This is a genomic window from Gilliamella sp. wkB7 (assembly GCF_001693435.1).
GTDB classification, from domain to species: Bacteria; Pseudomonadota; Gammaproteobacteria; order Enterobacterales; family Orbaceae; genus Gilliamella; species Gilliamella apicola_N.
The window spans coordinates 47,739-67,108 of record NZ_CM004509.1 but is presented as its reverse complement, the minus strand read 5'-3'; the positions used below and the strand labels follow the sequence as shown (position 1 = coordinate 67,108).

The 19,370-nt window shown below is 31.7% G+C and carries 17 protein-coding genes, 1 tRNA gene and 1 pseudogene; 4 read left to right on the top strand and 15 right to left on the bottom strand.

The window, feature by feature from the left end:
- The 4 genes from A9G17_RS00315 to A9G17_RS00300 form a co-directional block, all read right to left on the bottom strand.
- Entirely contained in the window at positions 1-2,790 is a 2,790-nt protein-coding gene (locus tag A9G17_RS00315; protein ID WP_081301603.1) for a type VI secretion system Vgr family protein, read from the bottom strand.
- A gap of 975 nt (positions 2,791-3,765) precedes the next feature.
- Complete coding sequence (locus A9G17_RS00310) at positions 3,766-4,788, bottom strand: type VI immunity family protein (RefSeq protein ID WP_065736979.1); 1,023 nt, start codon at positions 4,786-4,788, stop codon at positions 3,766-3,768.
- A 52-nt stretch (positions 4,789-4,840) separates the two neighbouring features.
- Complete coding sequence (locus A9G17_RS00305; RefSeq protein WP_065736978.1) at positions 4,841-5,068, bottom strand: hypothetical protein; 228 nt, start codon at positions 5,066-5,068, stop codon at positions 4,841-4,843.
- Positions 5,069-5,636: 568 nt separating this feature from the next.
- Entirely contained in the window at positions 5,637-6,428 is a 792-nt protein-coding gene (locus tag A9G17_RS00300; protein ID WP_176714232.1) for an acid phosphatase, read from the bottom strand.
- 653 nt (positions 6,429-7,081) lie between these two features.
- Here A9G17_RS00300 and A9G17_RS13325 point away from each other — a divergent pair.
- Entirely contained in the window at positions 7,082-7,177 is a 96-nt protein-coding gene (locus tag A9G17_RS13325; protein WP_081301777.1) for a PTS transporter subunit EIIB, read from the top strand.
- A 301-nt stretch (positions 7,178-7,478) separates the two neighbouring features.
- Here A9G17_RS13325 and A9G17_RS00295 read toward each other — a convergent pair whose 3' ends face one another.
- The 7 genes and pseudogenes from A9G17_RS00295 to A9G17_RS00270 all read right to left on the bottom strand — a co-directional run bounded on the left by A9G17_RS00295 (position 7,479) and on the right by A9G17_RS00270 (position 14,858).
- Positions 7,479-8,321 carry a hypothetical protein gene (locus A9G17_RS00295; RefSeq protein WP_065736977.1) on the bottom strand — a complete coding sequence of 281 codons (843 nt, stop codon included), beginning with the start codon at positions 8,319-8,321 and terminating at the stop codon, positions 7,479-7,481.
- Positions 8,322-8,678: 357 nt separating this feature from the next.
- Positions 8,679-9,917, bottom strand: a complete 1,239-nt coding sequence (locus A9G17_RS00290) for a M20 family metallo-hydrolase (RefSeq protein ID WP_218059736.1) — start codon at positions 9,915-9,917, stop codon at positions 8,679-8,681.
- Positions 9,907-10,392, bottom strand: coding sequence for an L-2-amino-thiazoline-4-carboxylic acid hydrolase (locus tag A9G17_RS00285; protein ID WP_065736976.1), 486 nt, complete (start codon positions 10,390-10,392; stop codon positions 9,907-9,909). The genes A9G17_RS00290 and A9G17_RS00285 overlap by 11 nt, the downstream gene beginning before the upstream one ends.
- A 38-nt stretch (positions 10,393-10,430) precedes the next feature.
- Positions 10,431-11,936, bottom strand: coding sequence for an amino acid ABC transporter permease/ATP-binding protein (locus A9G17_RS13320; protein ID WP_065739041.1), 1,506 nt, complete (start codon positions 11,934-11,936; stop codon positions 10,431-10,433).
- 147 nt (positions 11,937-12,083) lie between these two features.
- Positions 12,084-12,812, bottom strand: a pseudogene (locus A9G17_RS13315) (transporter substrate-binding domain-containing protein); the annotation flags it as partial.
- Between the two features lie 425 nt (positions 12,813-13,237).
- On the bottom strand, positions 13,238-13,675 hold the full coding sequence (locus tag A9G17_RS00275) for a hypothetical protein (RefSeq protein ID WP_065736975.1): 438 nt from the start codon (positions 13,673-13,675) through the stop codon (positions 13,238-13,240).
- Between the two features lie 994 nt (positions 13,676-14,669).
- Positions 14,670-14,858: a hypothetical protein gene (locus A9G17_RS00270; protein ID WP_065736974.1), complete on the bottom strand. Its 189-nt coding sequence runs from the start codon at positions 14,856-14,858 to the stop codon at positions 14,670-14,672.
- A 169-nt stretch (positions 14,859-15,027) separates the two neighbouring features.
- Here A9G17_RS00270 and A9G17_RS13200 point away from each other — a divergent pair, with 169 nt between their 5' ends.
- The gene (locus A9G17_RS13200; protein ID WP_256114222.1) at positions 15,028-15,153 is read left to right on the top strand and encodes a hypothetical protein; all 126 of its coding nucleotides are present in this window, start codon (positions 15,028-15,030) and stop codon (positions 15,151-15,153) included.
- On the opposite strand, the gene A9G17_RS00265 is transcribed toward A9G17_RS13200, so the two are convergent.
- Positions 15,116-15,202: transfer RNA gene (locus A9G17_RS00265), tRNA-Leu, on the bottom strand. The genes A9G17_RS13200 and A9G17_RS00265 overlap by 38 nt on opposite strands.
- A gap of 372 nt (positions 15,203-15,574) precedes the next feature.
- On the opposite strand from A9G17_RS00265, the gene A9G17_RS00260 reads away from it, so the two are divergent.
- Positions 15,575-16,510, top strand: a complete 936-nt coding sequence (locus A9G17_RS00260) for an alpha/beta hydrolase (RefSeq protein WP_081301601.1) — start codon at positions 15,575-15,577, stop codon at positions 16,508-16,510.
- Between the two features lie 129 nt (positions 16,511-16,639).
- Here A9G17_RS00260 and A9G17_RS00255 read toward each other — a convergent pair whose 3' ends face one another.
- The 3 genes from A9G17_RS00255 to hemA all read right to left on the bottom strand — a co-directional run bounded on the left by A9G17_RS00255 (position 16,640) and on the right by hemA (position 18,570).
- Positions 16,640-16,882 carry a zinc ribbon domain-containing protein gene (locus tag A9G17_RS00255; RefSeq protein WP_025315648.1) on the bottom strand — a complete coding sequence of 81 codons (243 nt, stop codon included), beginning with the start codon at positions 16,880-16,882 and terminating at the stop codon, positions 16,640-16,642.
- Positions 16,883-17,011: 129 nt separating this feature from the next.
- A complete protein-coding gene (locus A9G17_RS00250; protein WP_065736973.1) occupies positions 17,012-17,263 on the bottom strand; it encodes a DUF1289 domain-containing protein in 252 nt (83 codons plus the stop codon).
- 35 nt (positions 17,264-17,298) lie between these two features.
- Positions 17,299-18,570, bottom strand: a complete 1,272-nt coding sequence (gene hemA, locus A9G17_RS00245) for a glutamyl-tRNA reductase (RefSeq protein ID WP_065736972.1) — start codon at positions 18,568-18,570, stop codon at positions 17,299-17,301.
- A gap of 172 nt (positions 18,571-18,742) precedes the next feature.
- Here hemA and lolB point away from each other — a divergent pair, with 172 nt between their 5' ends.
- Positions 18,743-19,360, top strand: a complete 618-nt coding sequence (gene lolB / locus A9G17_RS00240; protein WP_065736971.1) for a lipoprotein insertase outer membrane protein LolB — start codon at positions 18,743-18,745, stop codon at positions 19,358-19,360.
- Positions 19,361-19,370: the final 10 nt, after the last annotated feature.

Below are 19,370 nucleotides of genomic sequence, written 5' to 3'. Positions count from 1 at the left end.
TTATCTTTCCACAATAATAGCATGCTTATTTGCTTCATCTTGTTGTACACCATTGCATATCGATGGTAATTCCCGTTGAATGTTTCTTTGTGCTGGTCCCATTTTCTGCATAGCATTACTTTTTATATAAACATTATCCGCCGTGCCCAGTTCAATGCCTGCACTGCTGATTTTGATGTATGAACCGCCACACATTAACGTCAACTCTTTACTTGCGGTAATCGTCAGCTTTCCATCCACACTGTCTATTTTAATATCTTGCTTAGCAGCCATATTCAGGTTGGCATTTTGTGCCTGCACGTTAACATCACCTTGGTTGGCAAAGACTTTCATTCCTGATTTATGAGCAAACAGACCGATGGATTCACCGGATGAGACAGTAATGTTTTTTAACGCATTGATGTCAGTTTGGTTTTCACTGGTCACCGATACGCTGTTTGATGTGGACAGTTGGATGTTTTCCGGACTGGTTAAAGCGATGCCCTCTTGCGCATAAGCAATAATGCCACTTTGGGCTAATTGGGTTAATGTCGCTTTAAGTTGCTCTTGACTGTCGGTATCCGCACCATGAGCTTCAGAGGCAGTTGCTGCATTTTGCAGTGCTTTAGCAATTGATAATGCATTTTCAAGCTGGGTAATGGCACCTTGCATATCAAGCTGTTTACCCTGTGCCTTAGGCTCGGTCTGACTGGTCAGGTATAAACCTTTATTGGCAGCAATTGCCCCCCACTCATCGGTGCGCAGTTCAAATCCCTCACCACGCTGCTCTTTGTTTTGGTCAACTAAATGCCCGATGTTAAGCTGGGTTTTACCGTATTCGGTCGCTAACTTAATGTGCTCTTGTCCGCGCTTATCATCCATCCGCAGTTTGTTGTTAGCAGGAGTACGAATTACATTTCGATGTTTGTTTATGGTAGTCACATGGTCAGGGTGGCCACTGTCATGCATCGCATGCGCGATATAAGGTCGGTCCGGATTACCGTTAGTAAACGCTACCGCAACTTCTGTGCCGTCAATCAGTGGAAAGTGAAAACCATAGGTACTGCCTGCATACGGTTTAGCCAGTCTTAACCATAAACTCTCTTCACCGTTTCGCCACTCTTTTAAATCAAAGTTAAATTTAACCCGATAGCGCCCTTGTGTATCAATATAACCATAGGTGTCATTATTCGGACTGGTTACCCGTGCCGGTAAAGTGCCGTCAATAGTCGGAAAAGGAATCGGCTCCGGGCGGTAAGGTTTTAATGGCTGGTAAGGTATGGCGGTAAAACTCAGTTCATAAGCCTCACTGCGGTTTCCTTGTCCTTGCACCGTTAATATCATTACCCCCTCATCTATTCCGGCAATCGTACCGCCTTTGATGCGGATATGTTGACCCGGGGCTAAATTGGCCTGATTACTTTTACCCCGAATAACAATCTGACGGCTAATGGCATGTTCATGACGAATGCGGGCATACCATTCACCACTTTCAACACCATTACTTGTGTTAGCTTGATTACGGTCAATATCACTGCTGTTGTTATTGCTATTACTACTGTTAGTGTTAACGCTATTATTTTCGTTGTCATTACTATTGCCGTTACTGCCTTGACTGCCGTCGGTATCGATATCACCACTGTTTTCATCATTATTACTGTTATGATTATTTATATCATTGTTATTGGTATTACTACCATTACCATTGCTATTTAACCCTTTATAGTGCTCATCATAACGGTAATCAGTACCGTAAGTGGTGTTATCTTTCTGTTGGCTGTTAACCTCACCCAGTAAATTCGCCTCTGCATCGCGGTAGTTATAATCCTGTACTTGTACCGAAGATTCCACCATCTGACTGTGTAAGGTTATATCCCAGACACTTTCAACGCTGTTATCCAGTGTGCCGCTCGGTTGTTTGTACACAATATCAGCCACCTGCTGATAACCTTGCTCATAATCACTGATGACCAACACATCACAGTTGTGTTCACCATGCGTTTCAAATCGGAAATAGACCCCCACATCAGCAAGCAGTCTTTGAATAAACTCAAGGTCACTCTCCTGCCACTGGGTGATAAATTCACGCTCCGGATATTGCTCTTTAAGTGCTAAACGATAATCAATCCCTGTATAACCATGACCACGTAAGACCTCTTCAACCACACTGATAACGCTTTGATTTTGAAAAATGGCACAATTATGACTTAATGCCAGTTTGGCTAATTGCGAGGATAAGACAACCTGATAACGAGCTTCATCGTTACTGACTGATAATTGACTGAACTGGGTAATCACACCATAAAGAGTGCGTGAGCCACCCTGAGATAATAGTGAGTTTAACGGATTAAGCGGATTAAATTGGGTTAAAGAATTGAGTGAATCGAGTGGATTGGATTGTTTAAGTTTATCTAACTGCTTTAATGGATTAGTCTGTTTTAATGAATCTAAAGGATTAGCCGAAGTTAAGGAATTAAGTGCATTAAGTCCTTGAGTTGCAAAGTCGCTTAAACTGCCAGAATTAGCAGGGTTAAAACTCAAACGGGCATTTTGGTTAAGAAATGACTCAACAGAAAGTTGTTTATCCGAGCTGGTGAAAGTAATCGTATAATGCCAAGGCTGGTTAAGTTGCTCATTACCCTCGACTTGTAAAATTGAAACCTCAGCAGACAAACCATCAATATTTAACGTGTAACGATTATGACCTGCTCCATTAACCAAACCTTGTTTTAAACCCCGACTTAAACCATTACCCAATTGATTCACCAAATTGGTTAATCCTTTATCCATGCTATCCTCAATATATTTCATGTGCGCTGCAAATAAAACTTTGTTTTATTAAACTATTTATTATTAATATTTATTTAATATTATTTTTTACTAAAAAATTGATTATTTTAATGATTTACCATTATTAGTTAAATATTTTTATGAAGTTACGTTAAAAAATAATCTAAAGAGCGTATAAAATACGCTTTTTTACGTTTTTTGCAATCTTTTTAACATATCTTTGAATTTAATTACTTGCATAACTTACTGATATTATTAATAAATAAAATATCACTAAAAATTTGTTGCTTAAATATGATCAAAAAAGGATTAACAAACAGAATTTGGATATTGCGGATTTTTTATTAAGTATTTTGCACAGAATTTTTATTAAAATTTATATCTAAAAAAATCATTTTTTCTAAAACATAACCATGACCTGAAAATTATTAATAAAAATAATGGACTTCACAATTACCTAAAAATATGCTTTTTAAAATTTATCTATAAGGCTATGAATAAGATTTTAGTGTGATTAAATAATTGAGTTGAGGTTATTTTAAATAATCTAATTATATTATTATGTTATAATTTACTATGTAAAAAATATTTAGGAGTCTATACCATTTGATCTTTTTAATTGAGTTAAACTTTCTGTTTCTGATATTAATAAAAATCATGAATGATTGAAAACATGCAGATTTTTAAACTTTTCATGTGTTGTGTTATTCATCAATCCATATCAAATATTTGAGTGTAAAACGATTTTTTAATAAACTCTATTATTAATTTGAAATTTTTCACAAAATTAAACTGCCGTTTAAAATAACCATTTTTTTAAATAAATTAGACTTAAATCAAAATACATACCCGATCTAAAACTTTTCAACAATAGTCCAAAAAACTAATGTTAATGATAAAAGATCAGGTATTTTTAGTTTATTTAAAAATGTCTAGCTATTGAGATAATACATATTTTTTAAAGAAACATTTTAAGTTTCATTTATACCCAACATCTTACTCATCTTCAGATTCCTCTGGTTGGAGATCGGTTGGGGTTACATTGTCGAAACGTGATTGCCATTCTTTAGAAGTTTGGCTATCTTGAATTTTACCGTTATTTGATGTAAAACCAAATGAAGCAATCATTGGAGCTCGCGCTTGTTTTAGTAAAGCATTAGCATTAACATAATTTTGTGGATAAGGGTTTTTACCTATTTCACAAAGTTCTGGTACTTCACCTGCCTGAACAACTACTCCCCCATCGTAGGGATGAAAAATAACCTCTTCATCACTATTTTTCTGTTTAACTTCATCAAGACTACCTAATTTTTTAGTAAAAAGTTCTTCACTAAGAATAGTTAACCAGTTAATGCTTTTAAATCCATCTCTAAAATGTATATCTTCTTCATCGGTTGAAATATCTAAACCTAAATATTTACGAGCTAATTCACCTTCTAAATATTGATAATCATAATATTTATAACGTTGTCTTATACCTAAACCGAAAAAACCATGTAAAGGTTTTAAAATTTGGCTTACTTGTCGGATGAATTCTACCATTTTATCCACACCAAAATATTTTAATTCATAAATTGGTAAATAAAGTTGTAGATAACTCACTGTGTTATATTCTTTTTCAAGAGATTCAGATCTTGATAAAACTTTTATTAAATAATCAGGAATTAGATATAGTTTATCTACATTACTCCAATAAAAACTTAGAGTATCTAGACAAAACCCATTATTGAGTATTATTTTTTGAGCTAAACTGATGTTTTGATAGCGATATAGTGTATTGGGATCCCCATTCCCAAAGCCATGAGTAAGGTGATCTCCCCAATTTTTATCGTATAATGCTAGAACTTGGTTAATTGCTTGACGTTTCTCAGATTTATAAGATTTGTCCAAGTAAAAGCATCCAACTAAGCCAATTTTTAAAGCACTTTCGGTGTGATCAAAATCCAAATAATGACCGAAACCAAATTTATCATAGTTTAGTTTATATTCATCTAAGAGTTTCTGCAATTTATCGTTCATTAGTTTATCCTATTTTTTTATCTGACATTGCATTAGTCAATACCTTATTGTATTAAATATGAAACGTTTTATTTATGTTAAGGAGTTGATAATTAATAGATAAAATATTAGCTATGGTGATAAAAAAAATGGTGTTATACCAATATTGCTTTAATTGTTCATTATGAACAAAATTCAAAAATGAAATGATTAAACTCATCTCATCAATAGTTAAAGTATAACGATTATGATTAAAATTTATATAAAACTGATTAATGAATTCGAATGATTCATTTTTCATACATTTCTCCTTTTATCATCCTTACATATTGTAATGATTATTATTTATAAATTTTTTTAATATTGATTTTTTTAGAATTTTTATTTGGTATTATGATTATCATTTTAACTAAAGTAATCCTATTTATATTTATTCACTTAACAACTTACAAAAGTTTACAAAAAATAACCAAATATAGTGTATAAACTACCTGTTTTATAATAATTTGCAACTATTTTTATCTGTTTATTTTACTTTTTTAAATTGTTTTCAATATTTTGAGTGAAATTTATACAGCAACAAAGCAGATAAAATTCAATAAGTCCTATTATCAGCTTATGAATAACACTTACATTTCTTTAGGATGGATGACAAAGTCTAATTTTAAATAAATAATATAGAATCATAAAAAGAGTTATGAAAAAATGGGATATTAATAATCTTAGTAAAAGAAGATATAAGACGTAGATTTAACTACATATTGGTTAATGTTTTATTAAGTAACTATTTTTTAACATATTAAGGAAAATAATTTTTCATTATCTTCCCTAATAATTATAAAGAATTATAAAAATTCATATCACTCATTTTATTTGTTAACTAAATTAAGATGATTTTGAACTTCTTCTGTTGCTTTTTTAAGATCTTCTTGAAATTTAGGAATAGTGAGTAAGCGAGAATATTCAACAGCGCCTACTAACCGCCCTGCATCGACATCACTTTGCCAATGAGCACCACAGATCATACGACTCTGACCAAATTCATATCCACGTTTTATAATTGCTTCAGCGTGTGACGGAGCTATTTGAGCGAGAACTAATGCTAAAGTCCACCCGTAAGAAGTATGACCTGACGGAAATGATCCGTTTTGACGTAAACGTTCTTCTTCATCTTCAGGTTGGCATGTGTGATTACCAAAGTAGACAAATGGACGTCCTCTTTTATATGCTTCTTTCGCTGTTTTAGTCGCATTATCAGCTGAATCTACCAGAAGATCACCTAGCATTTTATATAAAGTTGGAGTTGTTTCAGGTGAAATTGTGATTCCTAAAGGGACAGAAAAAATTTTAGCGACGTTTGGAGTATGCAAGTCAGCATCGATCGTTGCCTGTTTCCAACGTTCTGTTCCTTTGAGGTTATACCCATGAAGATAAGCAATTTTGTCTGCTTCAAATTCAGGAGTACCTTCTTTTGGATACATCGGCAAATATGCTTTACTACTCACAGCTTGCTCAGCAGTATGATAAGTAATCCCTATTTCATGACCCAAAAAATCCTCGGTTGAGCCTTTTTGAAAAGCGAATGATGATGAAAAAAATAGAGAACAATAGAGTGTAGTAATCAATATTGTTAATTTTTTAACGCTTACATTTTTTTTCATTATTTACTCCTATTACCTAATTTATGATTAAACAACAATGAATTAACTATGGAGAGCTTGAAATTATAAAAAAGCGATTAATTAATGGAGCGCCAAAGCTCTAAATTTTTTAAAATATAAAACATATGTATTATAGGTTATACGATATTTTCACTATCTACAATAACATTAGGTTATTTATATTTATATAAAAAATTTTTTAGTGATTTTTATCTTCCACAATTAAAAGTTAACCTAACCTCCTACGAGTAATGTATTAGAATCGATACTGAAATCTTTTTAAATATTGATGCGGTATTTAAATCCAAAGCGGAATACAAAAGCTACAAGTTATTATTTTAAATTCTGGTGCTATTGGTGTTTTACTATTTATTTTTTTAGATCTAATTTTAATACCAACTGGTTTATATCATTTTTCCTGTGGTTCAATTTACTTTGGCCCTATTGTTACTGATGGCGGGATTGTGAATTATTGGATTTCACTCATTTCAGAATTTGCAGATAGCACTATATCGTTAACAGAACTTTTCCCTCAAAGATGATTTATGCTCATTGGAATGAGAAAAGTATTTGGTTTCATTGGCATCTCAATGGCGATTTATTCCACCGAAAAAAACTCAAAATAAAATAATGATAAAATTTGACAAAAAGCGATAACTTTTCTTGACGGTTTAGGAGAAAAAGACAATATTTCACATTTAACTAATTGCGCAATGCAGCTTCGTGTTCAAATAACAATCAAGAATTAGTGTATGACATCGAATATTTTCAAAGTAATAGCACAATAAATATTGTAAACAAAGGCAAATCTATACAAATTATTGTAGGATTAACGATTACTCTTGTCAGAGAAGAGATGAATGCATTAATGAAATAAAAACCAATTTAGTAAGAAGGCAATACAGATACCATGCTATTTATATTACCTTTTTTTACTAAATTATTTAACAAAAAATATTTAAGTAACAGTTTATTGAATAATAAACCTGATTTCTTACCTCTTAATGATTAACTTATATTCAATTATTTCTTCTATAACTGCAAATTATTTTAATTGATATCGATTATATCACACAAATGATCCAACCATTTTTTAATGTCAATTTTTTCGCCATTTTCAAATTCTATTTTAGATTTAATATTCTCAATTGGTGCTAAAATTCTTTTCTGTTTAGATACCCTTTTCATTAAGATTGCTTTATCATTGTTATGAAAAATATAGTATTTTTCAATTTCAAATAGTTCTTTATTGTTATTTATGGGCAAGAATACTTTTGTCGGAGGATCAAAGGTAAAAATATACTTTTCATTGAGAGATAATTGTTTTCGAACATGATCAGCAAATTTAAATATTATATTTAATTCTAACTTTAAAACCTCATTACATAAAGATTTGAAACTATAATGTGTTGCATTAATGGTAATTTGGATCGTCGATGTAAGTTCATTAAAGGCAATTTGTTCAATTTTATGACCATTTGCAACAGACAGATAAAAGTTACCATCCTCTTTTAGACTTAATTGTTTTATATAACCACTAAAATTTTTGCTATTACCTGGTAAATTGAAATTCGCAAATATTGCATCACTTTCCCAAATAAGAGCAACACCTTGATTCATCCTATAATTCAAATACTCATAACTTTTCTCATTATTTTGAACCGTTTTTATTACTTTAGGTTTGACCATTTTTTTAAGTAACCATTTATCATGAAACAGCCGTAAGAAAATGAAACCAAACAAACAGAAAAAGATGATTATCAATGAGATGAGTTTCAAATAAGAAACAAATTCAGGCATAAAAGCTTTGTTAAAATACCCCATCAAACTCGTGATAATGAAAACCAATATAGAAACTACAAAAAACAACTTTATTGTTATAATTATTTTCATCAATTCCTTTCCTAGAAAAATCCAACTTTTATTAATCCATATACTAATTACATATTAAATAAATACCCAATTACTAAGCATTAGTTAATTTTTAACTGGATGAATAGTTATTTAAATTAGTAATATAAATCCATTTTAATACAAAACAGCATAAGGTTGCTAGATTATAAAGGCAGATCTTCCATAATATGCTTGGGAATTAGGTTCTCGGTTTGTTGTAAAACCATTATTGATAAATAAATTACTGATTAAGGGTAATGAAATAATTTTTTCATATTTTAATTATACTATTTTGGCAACCGATAAATTGGCATTGTCTAAACATTCACATTACTATATTTAAGATAATTAAATAAGTTATTGTGTTAATTCTAATAATGTATCAAGTAAAACATCCGCTCCTGCTTTACACCATAATGTTGTTATTGATTCCGCTTCATTATGACTTATCCCTTTAATACAAGGAATAAATATCATTGAAGTCGGGACGACTGTACTTAAATGACATGCGTCATGACCTGCTCCTGAAATCATCTCAATGGCAGAATAATTATTTTTTACCGTTGCATTTTTTACAGCGTTTATACAGGCGGGATCGAAATGTATGGCTGGCATACTCAGTATTTTTTTGATTTCAAGTTTTAAATTTAATTTTTTTGTTATTTCAGATAATAAAGCGTACATTTGTGTTTCAAAACTTTCCAACAAATCTGAATCATAATGTCGTAAATCAATAGTAAAAAAGCAATGTCCAGCAACAACATTACGAGAATTAGGACTAACCGTTATCATACCAACTGTTAAGCGAATATCTTTACTGTCTGGATTCAAAGCTAATTGATTCAAAGCGGTTACGCATTCAGACAAGCCGACAACTGCATCTTGGCGCATATTTACTGGTGTAGTTCCTGCATGAGCAGCCAAACCACTTAAATTTACTTCGTACCAACGTTGGGCAAATGCACCTTTAACAATACCAATAGTTTTATTTTCGAGTTCCAATATAGGCCCCTGCTCAATATGAGCCTCGATAATAGCTTTAATCGAATAATTTTCTGTATTATCACTTCCCAAATAGCCTATTTTTTCTAAAGCTTGTTTTACTGTAATTCCTTGTTGATCTTTAATTGCATAAGCATATTCAAGTTTTAGTTTTCCCGTAAAAACAGCAGAACCCATCATGGCAGGTGCAAAACGTGAACCCTCTTCATTCGTCCACATGACTAGTTCTATGGGATGATTGGTCTTAATATTAAAATCATTCAATGTTAATAGCACTTCCAAACCAGCTAATACACCATAAATGCCGTCATAACGCCCCCCTTTTGGTTGACTATCACCATGAGAGCCTGTCATAACAACGGGTAAGTCCTTTAGACCATCTCTGCGTATGAAGATGTTTCCGATTGCATCAATGCGTACTTTGAAGCCAGCAGATTGACTAATTTGAATTAATAAATCACGTGCTTGTTTATCTAACATTGTTAATGTTAAACGACTCACTCCACCATTATCCGTTCTACCGATTTGTGCAAAATCATCTAATAATTTTTCAAGACGTTTTATATTAATTTGGGGCTGTATATTATTCATCATTTTTAACTCGCAGACAGTAACGAAAATCACAAATACCATCGCCCATCATAATTGTATGAGGACGGTCTAAATTAACTTGTGGTGCATAACCTTCTATGAATTTACTATCACGGTTACACGATAATAGAAAACCGATTTCAGCTAATCCCATTTCTTTATACATTTCGGCATATTTACAGCGATGTACATTATAATCATACTTTTCATGGCTACTCTCAACAACAGTGATTGTTAATGCATCATCTTGTTCCCAAAGATGTTGTAATGCTACAAAACTTTCAACACTAGTGCCATTGGGTTCTTTAGCAGCAAACTCCTTTCCTGCGTCAATAGCTGCTTTTGCAACAGCTTCTTCAATAACAGCTTTAGCTGCCTCTTTACCGTAATTTCTTATTAATATTTCATAGATCGGCTTGATTATTTCGGCTTCGATTTTACGACGATGTAAAATACCAATTTCGGGAAATTCCTGCATCACTTATACCTCATTTGATCCTATTCATGTTTATCAAATTAATGTTCATTCTGATTTAAAAATTGTTGTAAACGTTTATCATCACTATTTTTTAAAACATCAGGATTATCATCATGGATTATCTGACCTTTTTCCATAAAGATAATACGATTAGACACTTTGAATGCAAAAGACATTTCATGGGTGACAATTAACATAGTCATGCCTTCCGTTGCTAATTGTGAAATTACTAGCAAGACTTCATTAACCAGTTCAGGATCCAGAGCTGAAGTAGGCTCATCAAATAACATAATACTTGGTTCCATAACAAGTGCGCGAGCAATTGCAACTCTTTGCTGTTGTCCTCCCGATAATTGATGCGGGTATTTATTGGCATGTTCAAGCATTCCAACTTTATCTAATAAAGCCAATGCCAATTGTTTGCTGTTTTCGAGATCCTTATCATGATATTGAGGTGCTAAAAGTAAATTTTCTAAGACCGTTTTATGGGGAAATAAGTTATAATTTTGAAAGACCATACCCAAGTGGACAATACGATTGTAAAATTGTTTATCATGTAATTTTCGTCCCTCAATAAAAGGAATGCCTTCAAATAGAATGGTTCCTTCATCTAAATTCGATAACCCGTTTATGGTTCTTATAAGGGTTGTTTTGCCTGAGCCTGATGGTCCAATTATTGAAATAACATCTCCCCAATTCACATTTAAATTTATATTGCTTAATACGTTAGTATGTTCATAACTTTTATTTAAATGCTTCAACTCCAATACATACTTACTCGTTTTATTTGTTGATAAAGAATCACTCTCTTTTTTGGAAACGGAATCAAGGGTAATAAATTGGATTTTTTCGTTGTTAGCCCTTTTAGTGACATCTAAATAAACCTCAAAGCGTTTAATTAACCAAGTCACGATTGTCACGATTGCAACGTAGTAAATAGCTACGATCGTTAATGTTTCAATTACCAGAAAATTACGAGTATAAAGCTGTTGGCCAACTAATAGAATTTCTGTTAATGAAATGACAGACACTAATGATGTTAATTTTATAATGGTGACTAATTGATTAGTCAGTGGTGGGAGTGCAACTCTCAATGCTTGGGGAAATACAATTTTAATTTGAATCGCCCAGTATCTTAATCCTAAAGCTCTTCCAGCATCTATTTGGTCGTTTGAGACAGCTTGTAACGCACCTCGATGAATTTCAGCCATATAAGCACTTTCACTCAGAACTAAAGCGATAAGCCCAGCCCAAAAAGGATTAGATAAAATGATACTACTTGCTTCCCAAAATCTTGGTAAACTATAAATATAAATTAGTAAAACGAGTAATGGCAAACTTCTAAATAACCAGATATACAATGATGTAACTTTGATTAAAATAAACTGTTTTGAACGATTACCTAATGCCAATAGTAAACCAAAAAGTAGCGCACTTATCCACGCCAAACAACTTAAAGAGATAACTGTAAAACTCGCTTTTATAAAATTTGGATTGATTAATTCGTTAAAGAAGTAATTCCAATTAAAGCCTTTTTGTTCAATCTTATTGTTGTTTTTTAGATTGCCATCTCGACCAGTTGCGATATAGTCTAAATTGTCATTCAATAAAGTTTGATTAGGGTAAGCTAGATTATATTTTGTAAGCAAAGCATCATACTCTCCAGACTGTTTTACCATTTTAATAAGATCGACCAGATTTTGTTTAAATACCAGATCATTTTTACGAACGGCTAAACCGATCAAAACCGGATTAAGCATGTTCTTATTGGTAATTTTCAATGTATTGTTTAGCTGATTTATAACCATATTGGCTACAGCTGCATCTTCATATTGAACATCGACACCATGTGAAAGCAGCGCTTGTGAGGCCTCGGGGGCGCTTGGATACTCTTTCACAACAATTGGGTTCAACTTGTTAGGTTTGCAATATGTCTGGCTAACCTGATTTATGGTTTCAATCCACGCAGCCCCTTTCATTGAAGATACCCTTTTACCACATAAATCTTTTAAAGTTTGCGGGTTAAAATTATCATCTTGTCGAACAAGCAAAACGCCACCTGTTTGTAAGTACGGAATAAAATCAACCTGTTTAGCACGCGTCGCATTTACATATAATGCACTTGCAACAACATCATAATGACCTGATTCAAGCCCAATAATGATATTTTCAATTCGGGTATCATTAAAATTAGCTATTTTATGGGATTTTTCTGCCAACAATCGCATAAAATCAGGATCAAAACCTTCAGCTTGATTGTTTTCTAAATACGCAAAAGGTGCATAAGTCAAATCAATACCAACGTTTAATACATCAGATTTTTCGTCGATGTTCGCTATAGCTAAAGGACTTATTAAGATAAAAATATAGCCAACAATAATCCTTAGAATTTTTTCATTAGATGATAGGAAAGAGAACATAACTTTTCCATCCTTGTCTGATTTCAATACAAAAATAGATTACATTGATGTTATTTGGATGAGTTTGATTATAATTAGATAGAAATATTTAAATAATAATAAATAGTTATATTGTTATATCATTTAAGTATATAGACTAAATAAGTAATCATCTTTCGGTAATTTGAGTGATGACGGAGAGGATCATGTAAACATTTATTATTAATCAAATTGATTAAATCCTTAATAATTTTGGTTAGAATATAAAAGACAAAAAGACTTTTATCCTTGCATGTGGTTTTCAATTGTTTTAATAGTTTATTTAGTCAATGGGATCCTTTAAATATTTGCGTATATCAAATCAAAAAAATTTTTTATTTTATTTCAAATAATATATCCCATTTTTTTGCTTATAAAGATATTATTAATGGATAACAAAAATTGATTTAAAAATCATTAGTAGAGATTTTGTCGCAAATATCTTTAATATGGTACGACGATGACATTGTCTTTTTATCTTTAAATGTGAATCGGTTAACCCACTCAATATCCTTTTCTTTAAAAAATGAAACCAACTCCTCATTTTGACAAAGTTCTTCATCAAACAATAATTCCGAAAATGAATCTACATCTTTTTGACTAAATTTAACGCTTTTAGCTTTATAACGATAATCGTAAATTATTGATCGACCTTTTGAACTTATATTTGTCAATGATATTTTATCATCAACTTTTATTGGAAAATTGCCATAGGTTTTATTTAAATCCTTTTTTACCGATGAAGCTAATTCTCTTGCTAGTTTGCTTTCATAATCTGCAAAACCAGAAGATGTAAATAAAAGACATGCTGCTAGTGATAAAGTCGCTGTAATAATTTTTTTCATGATTCTATCCTTGAATAAATCTCTATTTTATTTTTTAAATACACAATTTTTTAATAGTATCAATTCATTTTCTGTTATTGCGTTTTCTTTCTTTAATTTTAAAATACGCCCTATTTCCGCAAACATATCACAAGATAAAATAACTTTTTTATTGATTGTAGTCCATTTATACTTAGTTCACCCTAGTCTGTTAATAACTAAGAAGCGTTTACTTCAGTTTCAATAGTACATCTCAAAACAATATCTGAAAGTAAAGTATTGTATTTTAATTACAATAACACTTGTAGTTGTATCTCAGTTCTTACATAACCTTTTTAAGGTAGTTAACTTGAAAACCTTTAAATTCTAGAAATAACAGATTCGCAATCATCAAAATGGAGCATATTTTCCCTTATTGTAAAAAGGTCTACTCAACCTATTAAAATATTGAAACTGTATTATATATCATTAAAAACATATCTAATTGCTTTAAATAAAACCAAATAAACACTAATTAAGGAAATAATTCATACTAAACAAAATTTATCAATAAGTTTTGGTAACGCTTATATGATTATTGACAAATACACAAAACATTCAGTTATGAAAGTTAAAACAATCAAAGATCATGTTTTAAAGGGTTATGAGCCGATTCGTAAAAGAACATCGAATTAGGAATAAAACTTCAAGACGACAAAATACATAAGGAAAAATAACCGTAATAACATTCTGAATTAATTTAGAATTATATTAAAATTCTGGTTAATTTAATTTGTAGCTAAAGGGTATAATAATCAATGAAATGTCCACACTAAAATCAAAAACCACAATTCACATTAGTAAAAGAATCAGTAGGATAACAGCCAAACAATATCTGTAATATACTAATATTGACTGTAGTTACTCATTTGTTACATTGTAATCAGTTGTGACAACATTAAAGCCGAGCGCTATACCAAACTATACGATTATTAATATTCCCCTATCACAAAAAATATGCAGCATCATAACAAGGCTATGCTCCGCCATCGTTGGTATTGGTATTGGTATTGGAATTGGTATTCATTATCATTTTATACAAAAGCTCATGCAATAAACACAAACCAATTTTGACATCTTTTTCTGACAAATCAGAGTCAATCATCAATCTGCTAACAAACTCTGCGCGCTCTAATTTAATATAGTTTTTGGTTATTTCATCCATACTCGCACCCTAATACTGTTTTTTTATACAGTATATTAGGTACGGTGAGTATTTTCAAGAAAATTTTCTAATTTGTCTATTACAAATATATGTTTCAATTAAATATATACCTAACCATGTTATTTCTTTTAATAAAAAATAGATAAAAACGGATAATAAATATCGATAAATGGAAAACAATCGCTATTTTATCGCCTATGGTGAAATATTGTACAATATAAAACTAGATAATATGCTGGGTAAATTATTGACTTTATTGGTGCCAGTGGTCGGACTCGAACCGACACGCTTTTAAGGGCGGCGGATTTTGAATCCGCTGCGTCTACCAATTTCGCCACACTGGCATTAGAAGTGTAAATAAGTAAACGTGGGCATTATACTAAGCTTTGTGATATCTGCAACAATTATTATCATAAAGCGCTTTGTTTGCCTAAAAATCCAGCTAATGTCAGCGTTTATATCCTTTAGGTTTAATATTATAGATATGTTTCTATAACTGATAGCTACATAGCAATATTAATATTTTGAATAACAGATTTTATATATTTAATTACACCATACGAATTATCTTCATTAGGATTCTATAATTCTATCAAAAATTGCTATAAGTTGATAATAATGTGACGGAGTTCAAAAAATCCAATCTTAATTCCCTAAAAAAGATTATCAGCGGTATATGATTGCTCAATCTGTTAATCAAAAAGGAGAATTATCCTATGAAATACAACCTTTGTAGTTTTTTAAAAAATATCTTTTTAGTATGCGTCTTATCTGTTTTATATGTTACTAACTGTTTTTCATCACAGGGTATTGTTGATTCTAGTAAAACAATAAAAAGTCAAATTTTAGGTAACGATGTCCACTACACGGTATATTTGCCTCCAGATTATAATAGTTCTAATAGAACATACCCTATTTTTTATTATTTACATGGCGGTGCGGATGGTATTCATACCGATCCCTATACTCAGGGTAATTTACAAGCTCATTTGGATAATTTAATCAATTCTGGAAAGATAACGCCCATGATTGTTGTCACACCTGATGCTACTAGAAATGGGTCTTTTGAAAATAATACCTATTATATGAATGATGCGGATGGCCAGTATCTTTATGAGGATATGTTTATCAAGGAATTCATGCCACAAATAGAAAAAAACTACAGAGTAAATAATTTACCCAAATTTAGGGCTATCGGAGGGCTTTCAATGGGCGGATTTGGCGCTCTTTATTATAGTTTACAATATCCCGGTCTTTTTAAGGCAACGGTAGCCTTAAGCGGGGCGTTTAGAACCAAAGAAGATATAATTTCAATGGATATGAATGTATACAATCGACGCTATGGCAAAGCATTCGGTTTAAACCTTGTAGGAGAAAGCAGAGTAAATAATAAGTTTTATGATAAATATGATATTTTAAATACTACATCGAATAAATTGGAGTCTGAAGGCTATTTTTATCTTGATTGCGGTTCTAAGGATGATTTTCTTATTGGCAATACACTATTAAGTATGAATTTCAAGAAAAACAATATTAACTATACCTTTATTGCTCGCAATGGTGGTCATGATTGGTCATATTGGACTTCTGGATTTGATGATATGCTGATCTTTGTTAGTCAAAGGCTGCAAGATTTTAGATTTATTGATTAAGATTTGTTTTAATTTCAATTAAATTTTTAGTTTATATGAGTTTATTAAATAAGCAGACAACTCTGCTTATTTAGCTAATATTCTTAGATTTAATCAATAAACATTTTCTAGAGTAAAAATAAATACTTTTTACCACTTTCGTTTCCAAGCAGGTAATTTTTTTAGTATTACATATGCAGTATGTTTAGCTATTGAATAATCGATATGATGATTATTGGCATAACGCAGAGCAACTTCTTGCCATTTCTCATCAAACGTTTTCATTGTGCCATCATTATGAGCGCAATGCTTACAGTAATTTTTAGACATGTCATGCAAAGGATAATCACCAAGTGAAGTCATTGGCATGCCACATGCAATACACATTTTCATAGCTGAGATCTCGATTTAATTAACAATGATGACTCATTATTTGCAATAATTGCTGGTTTGAAAAATGCTACTCCGAGTTGTTATAGATTACAAGTTATCCCGTTGAAAAATAGATAACAAGGTCAGGATTTAAAAATTGAGTTCATTTTGCAAGGTTGTATCTTGGATCTTTTGTTGTTGCTGTTGCAATAATAGATAACGCCGTCTTAGCGCCCTTTGTTTACATAAGCGAAGCACTTCTTGCTTTTGAGTATCGGAAAAACTTAACCAATTAAATCGTTCTGTCCTAGAACGAAAGCATTTAATACAATAACCTTGTTTATCGGTTTCACAAACTCGTTTACAAGGAGAGGGTATTTCAAAAAATTCAAGTTGATCCAAACAGTTCAATTCCCTTGTTACATATCAAAAATTTACTAATGACTTTTCAAACCTAATCCTTTGCTTAACACTTTAAAACAGTCATCACAATCATGAGTTGCCGCATTAAGTAAAGTTTGTGTCGGCGCATGGATTAATTTATTGGTTAATCGATGAGAAAACTCAGCAAAGACTTCATCAACATTCGCTCCTTGCTTGATAGCATTTAACGCTTTGATCTCTAATTCACGTTTAATACTTTGTGCATTACTGCGATACTGTTTAATATAGTCAACTGCGTAACGAGCTTTAAGCCAGTCGATAAATTGCTCAGCTTGTTCCTGAATAATATATTGTGCTTTTTGAGCTGCCATGGCGCGCTGTTCTAAATTATTTTCAACCGTTTTTTGAAGATCATCAATCGTATATAAATGTACATTATCAAGTTCGTTAATTTCTTGTTCTACATCACGGGGAACCGCTAAATCAATAAATAACATCTGCTGATGATTTCTTGCCTGCAAGGTGCGTTCGACCATCCCTTTTCCAATAATAGGTAATGGGCTTGCAGTAGAACTGATAACGATATCGACCTCTTTAAGGCGATGAGCTATATCAGGTAAAGAAATAATTTCAGCATCAATAAGGGAAGCTAATTTTAATGCTTTATCACGTGTACGATTAGCAACAAGAACATGATTAAACCCATGAGGTTTTAAATAACGGGAAATCAGTTCTATTGTCTCCCCTGCTCCTACTAACATGACATTTAATTTGGATGTGTCGGTAAACAACTTACGCGCAACAAGACAAGCAGCATAAGCAACTGAAGCCGTATTAGAGCCAATATCAGTTTGACTGCGCACAAGTTTTGCTACATGGAAAATATTTTGAAAGAGTTTTTCTAATGTCACCGACAAGCACTGATTTTTTTGTGCAATTGCATAGGCAACTTTCACTTGCCCCAAGATCTGCGGTTCACCAATAATCATTGAATCCAAACCACTTGCTACAGCCATCAAATGTTCCACAGCTTGTTGACCTTCATACCAGTAAAGGGAGTTTTTGTATTGCTCAAGATCAACATTGTGAAACTGACCTAACCAATTTTCAACAAATCCTTTTAATCTAATATAATCTGTTTGATGTTCATAATTTAGATATATTTCTGTTCGATTACAGGTTGATAGTATTACACATCCCTCAATTAGAGGATGTTGGTAAAGGCTATACAGTGCTTTATCTACTGTTTCGTTAGGGAAAGCAATTTTTTCTCTTAATGCTAATGGAGCCGTCTTATGATTAACACCTAATATTGTAATTGACATTGCATTGTTTCTTCTTGAATTTTATTTTAATCAATAGCTGTATTATGAAGCGTCCTTGGCATAACATTATACATAAAAAAATATCAAACGTTAATTTACAGTTACTTTTTCTTATTGTTGTATTATCAGTTATAATAAAATAATTCAAACGTTCAACTACAAGAGATAATTCATGTCTAAAATCAAATATGCTTTTATCCTAGTTTTACCTTTTATTATCACGGCTTGCCAGATCACTAAACCTAAAGATATTGCATCAATTGAACAACAATGGAAGACTCATCAACAAACTCTTGAACAGATAAATACCTTTCGTGTTAATGGCAGTATTGCCCAAATAAGTGAAAAAACTCGTAACTACGGGCGATTTTTAATTACCCAACAATCCGTTAACCATTTTGAAGTTAAGTTAACTACTCCCGTCGGAACAAATATATTAACGTTAAAATCGGAGCCTGATTTTGCCGAACTCATTAATAAAAATGGTAACCGTTATAGTGACACCAATATTGAGAACTTAATGAAGAAAGTATCGAATGTTAATATTCCTTTTAACTCTCTCCATAATTGGTTAAAAGGTTATTCTAACAATATTAATGATAAATTAGACAATTCTGGCAGATTAGTATCAACTGAATTTATGCAAAACAATAACAAATGGAACTTAAAAATTCCTAGTTATTCAACTTATACCTATAAAAACCAAAAAATAGATTTACCTGCAATCATAGAGTTAAATCATGATGGTGAAAATATTCGTTTAAAGATCAGTAACTGGATTTTGCAATAACAGGAAGTCA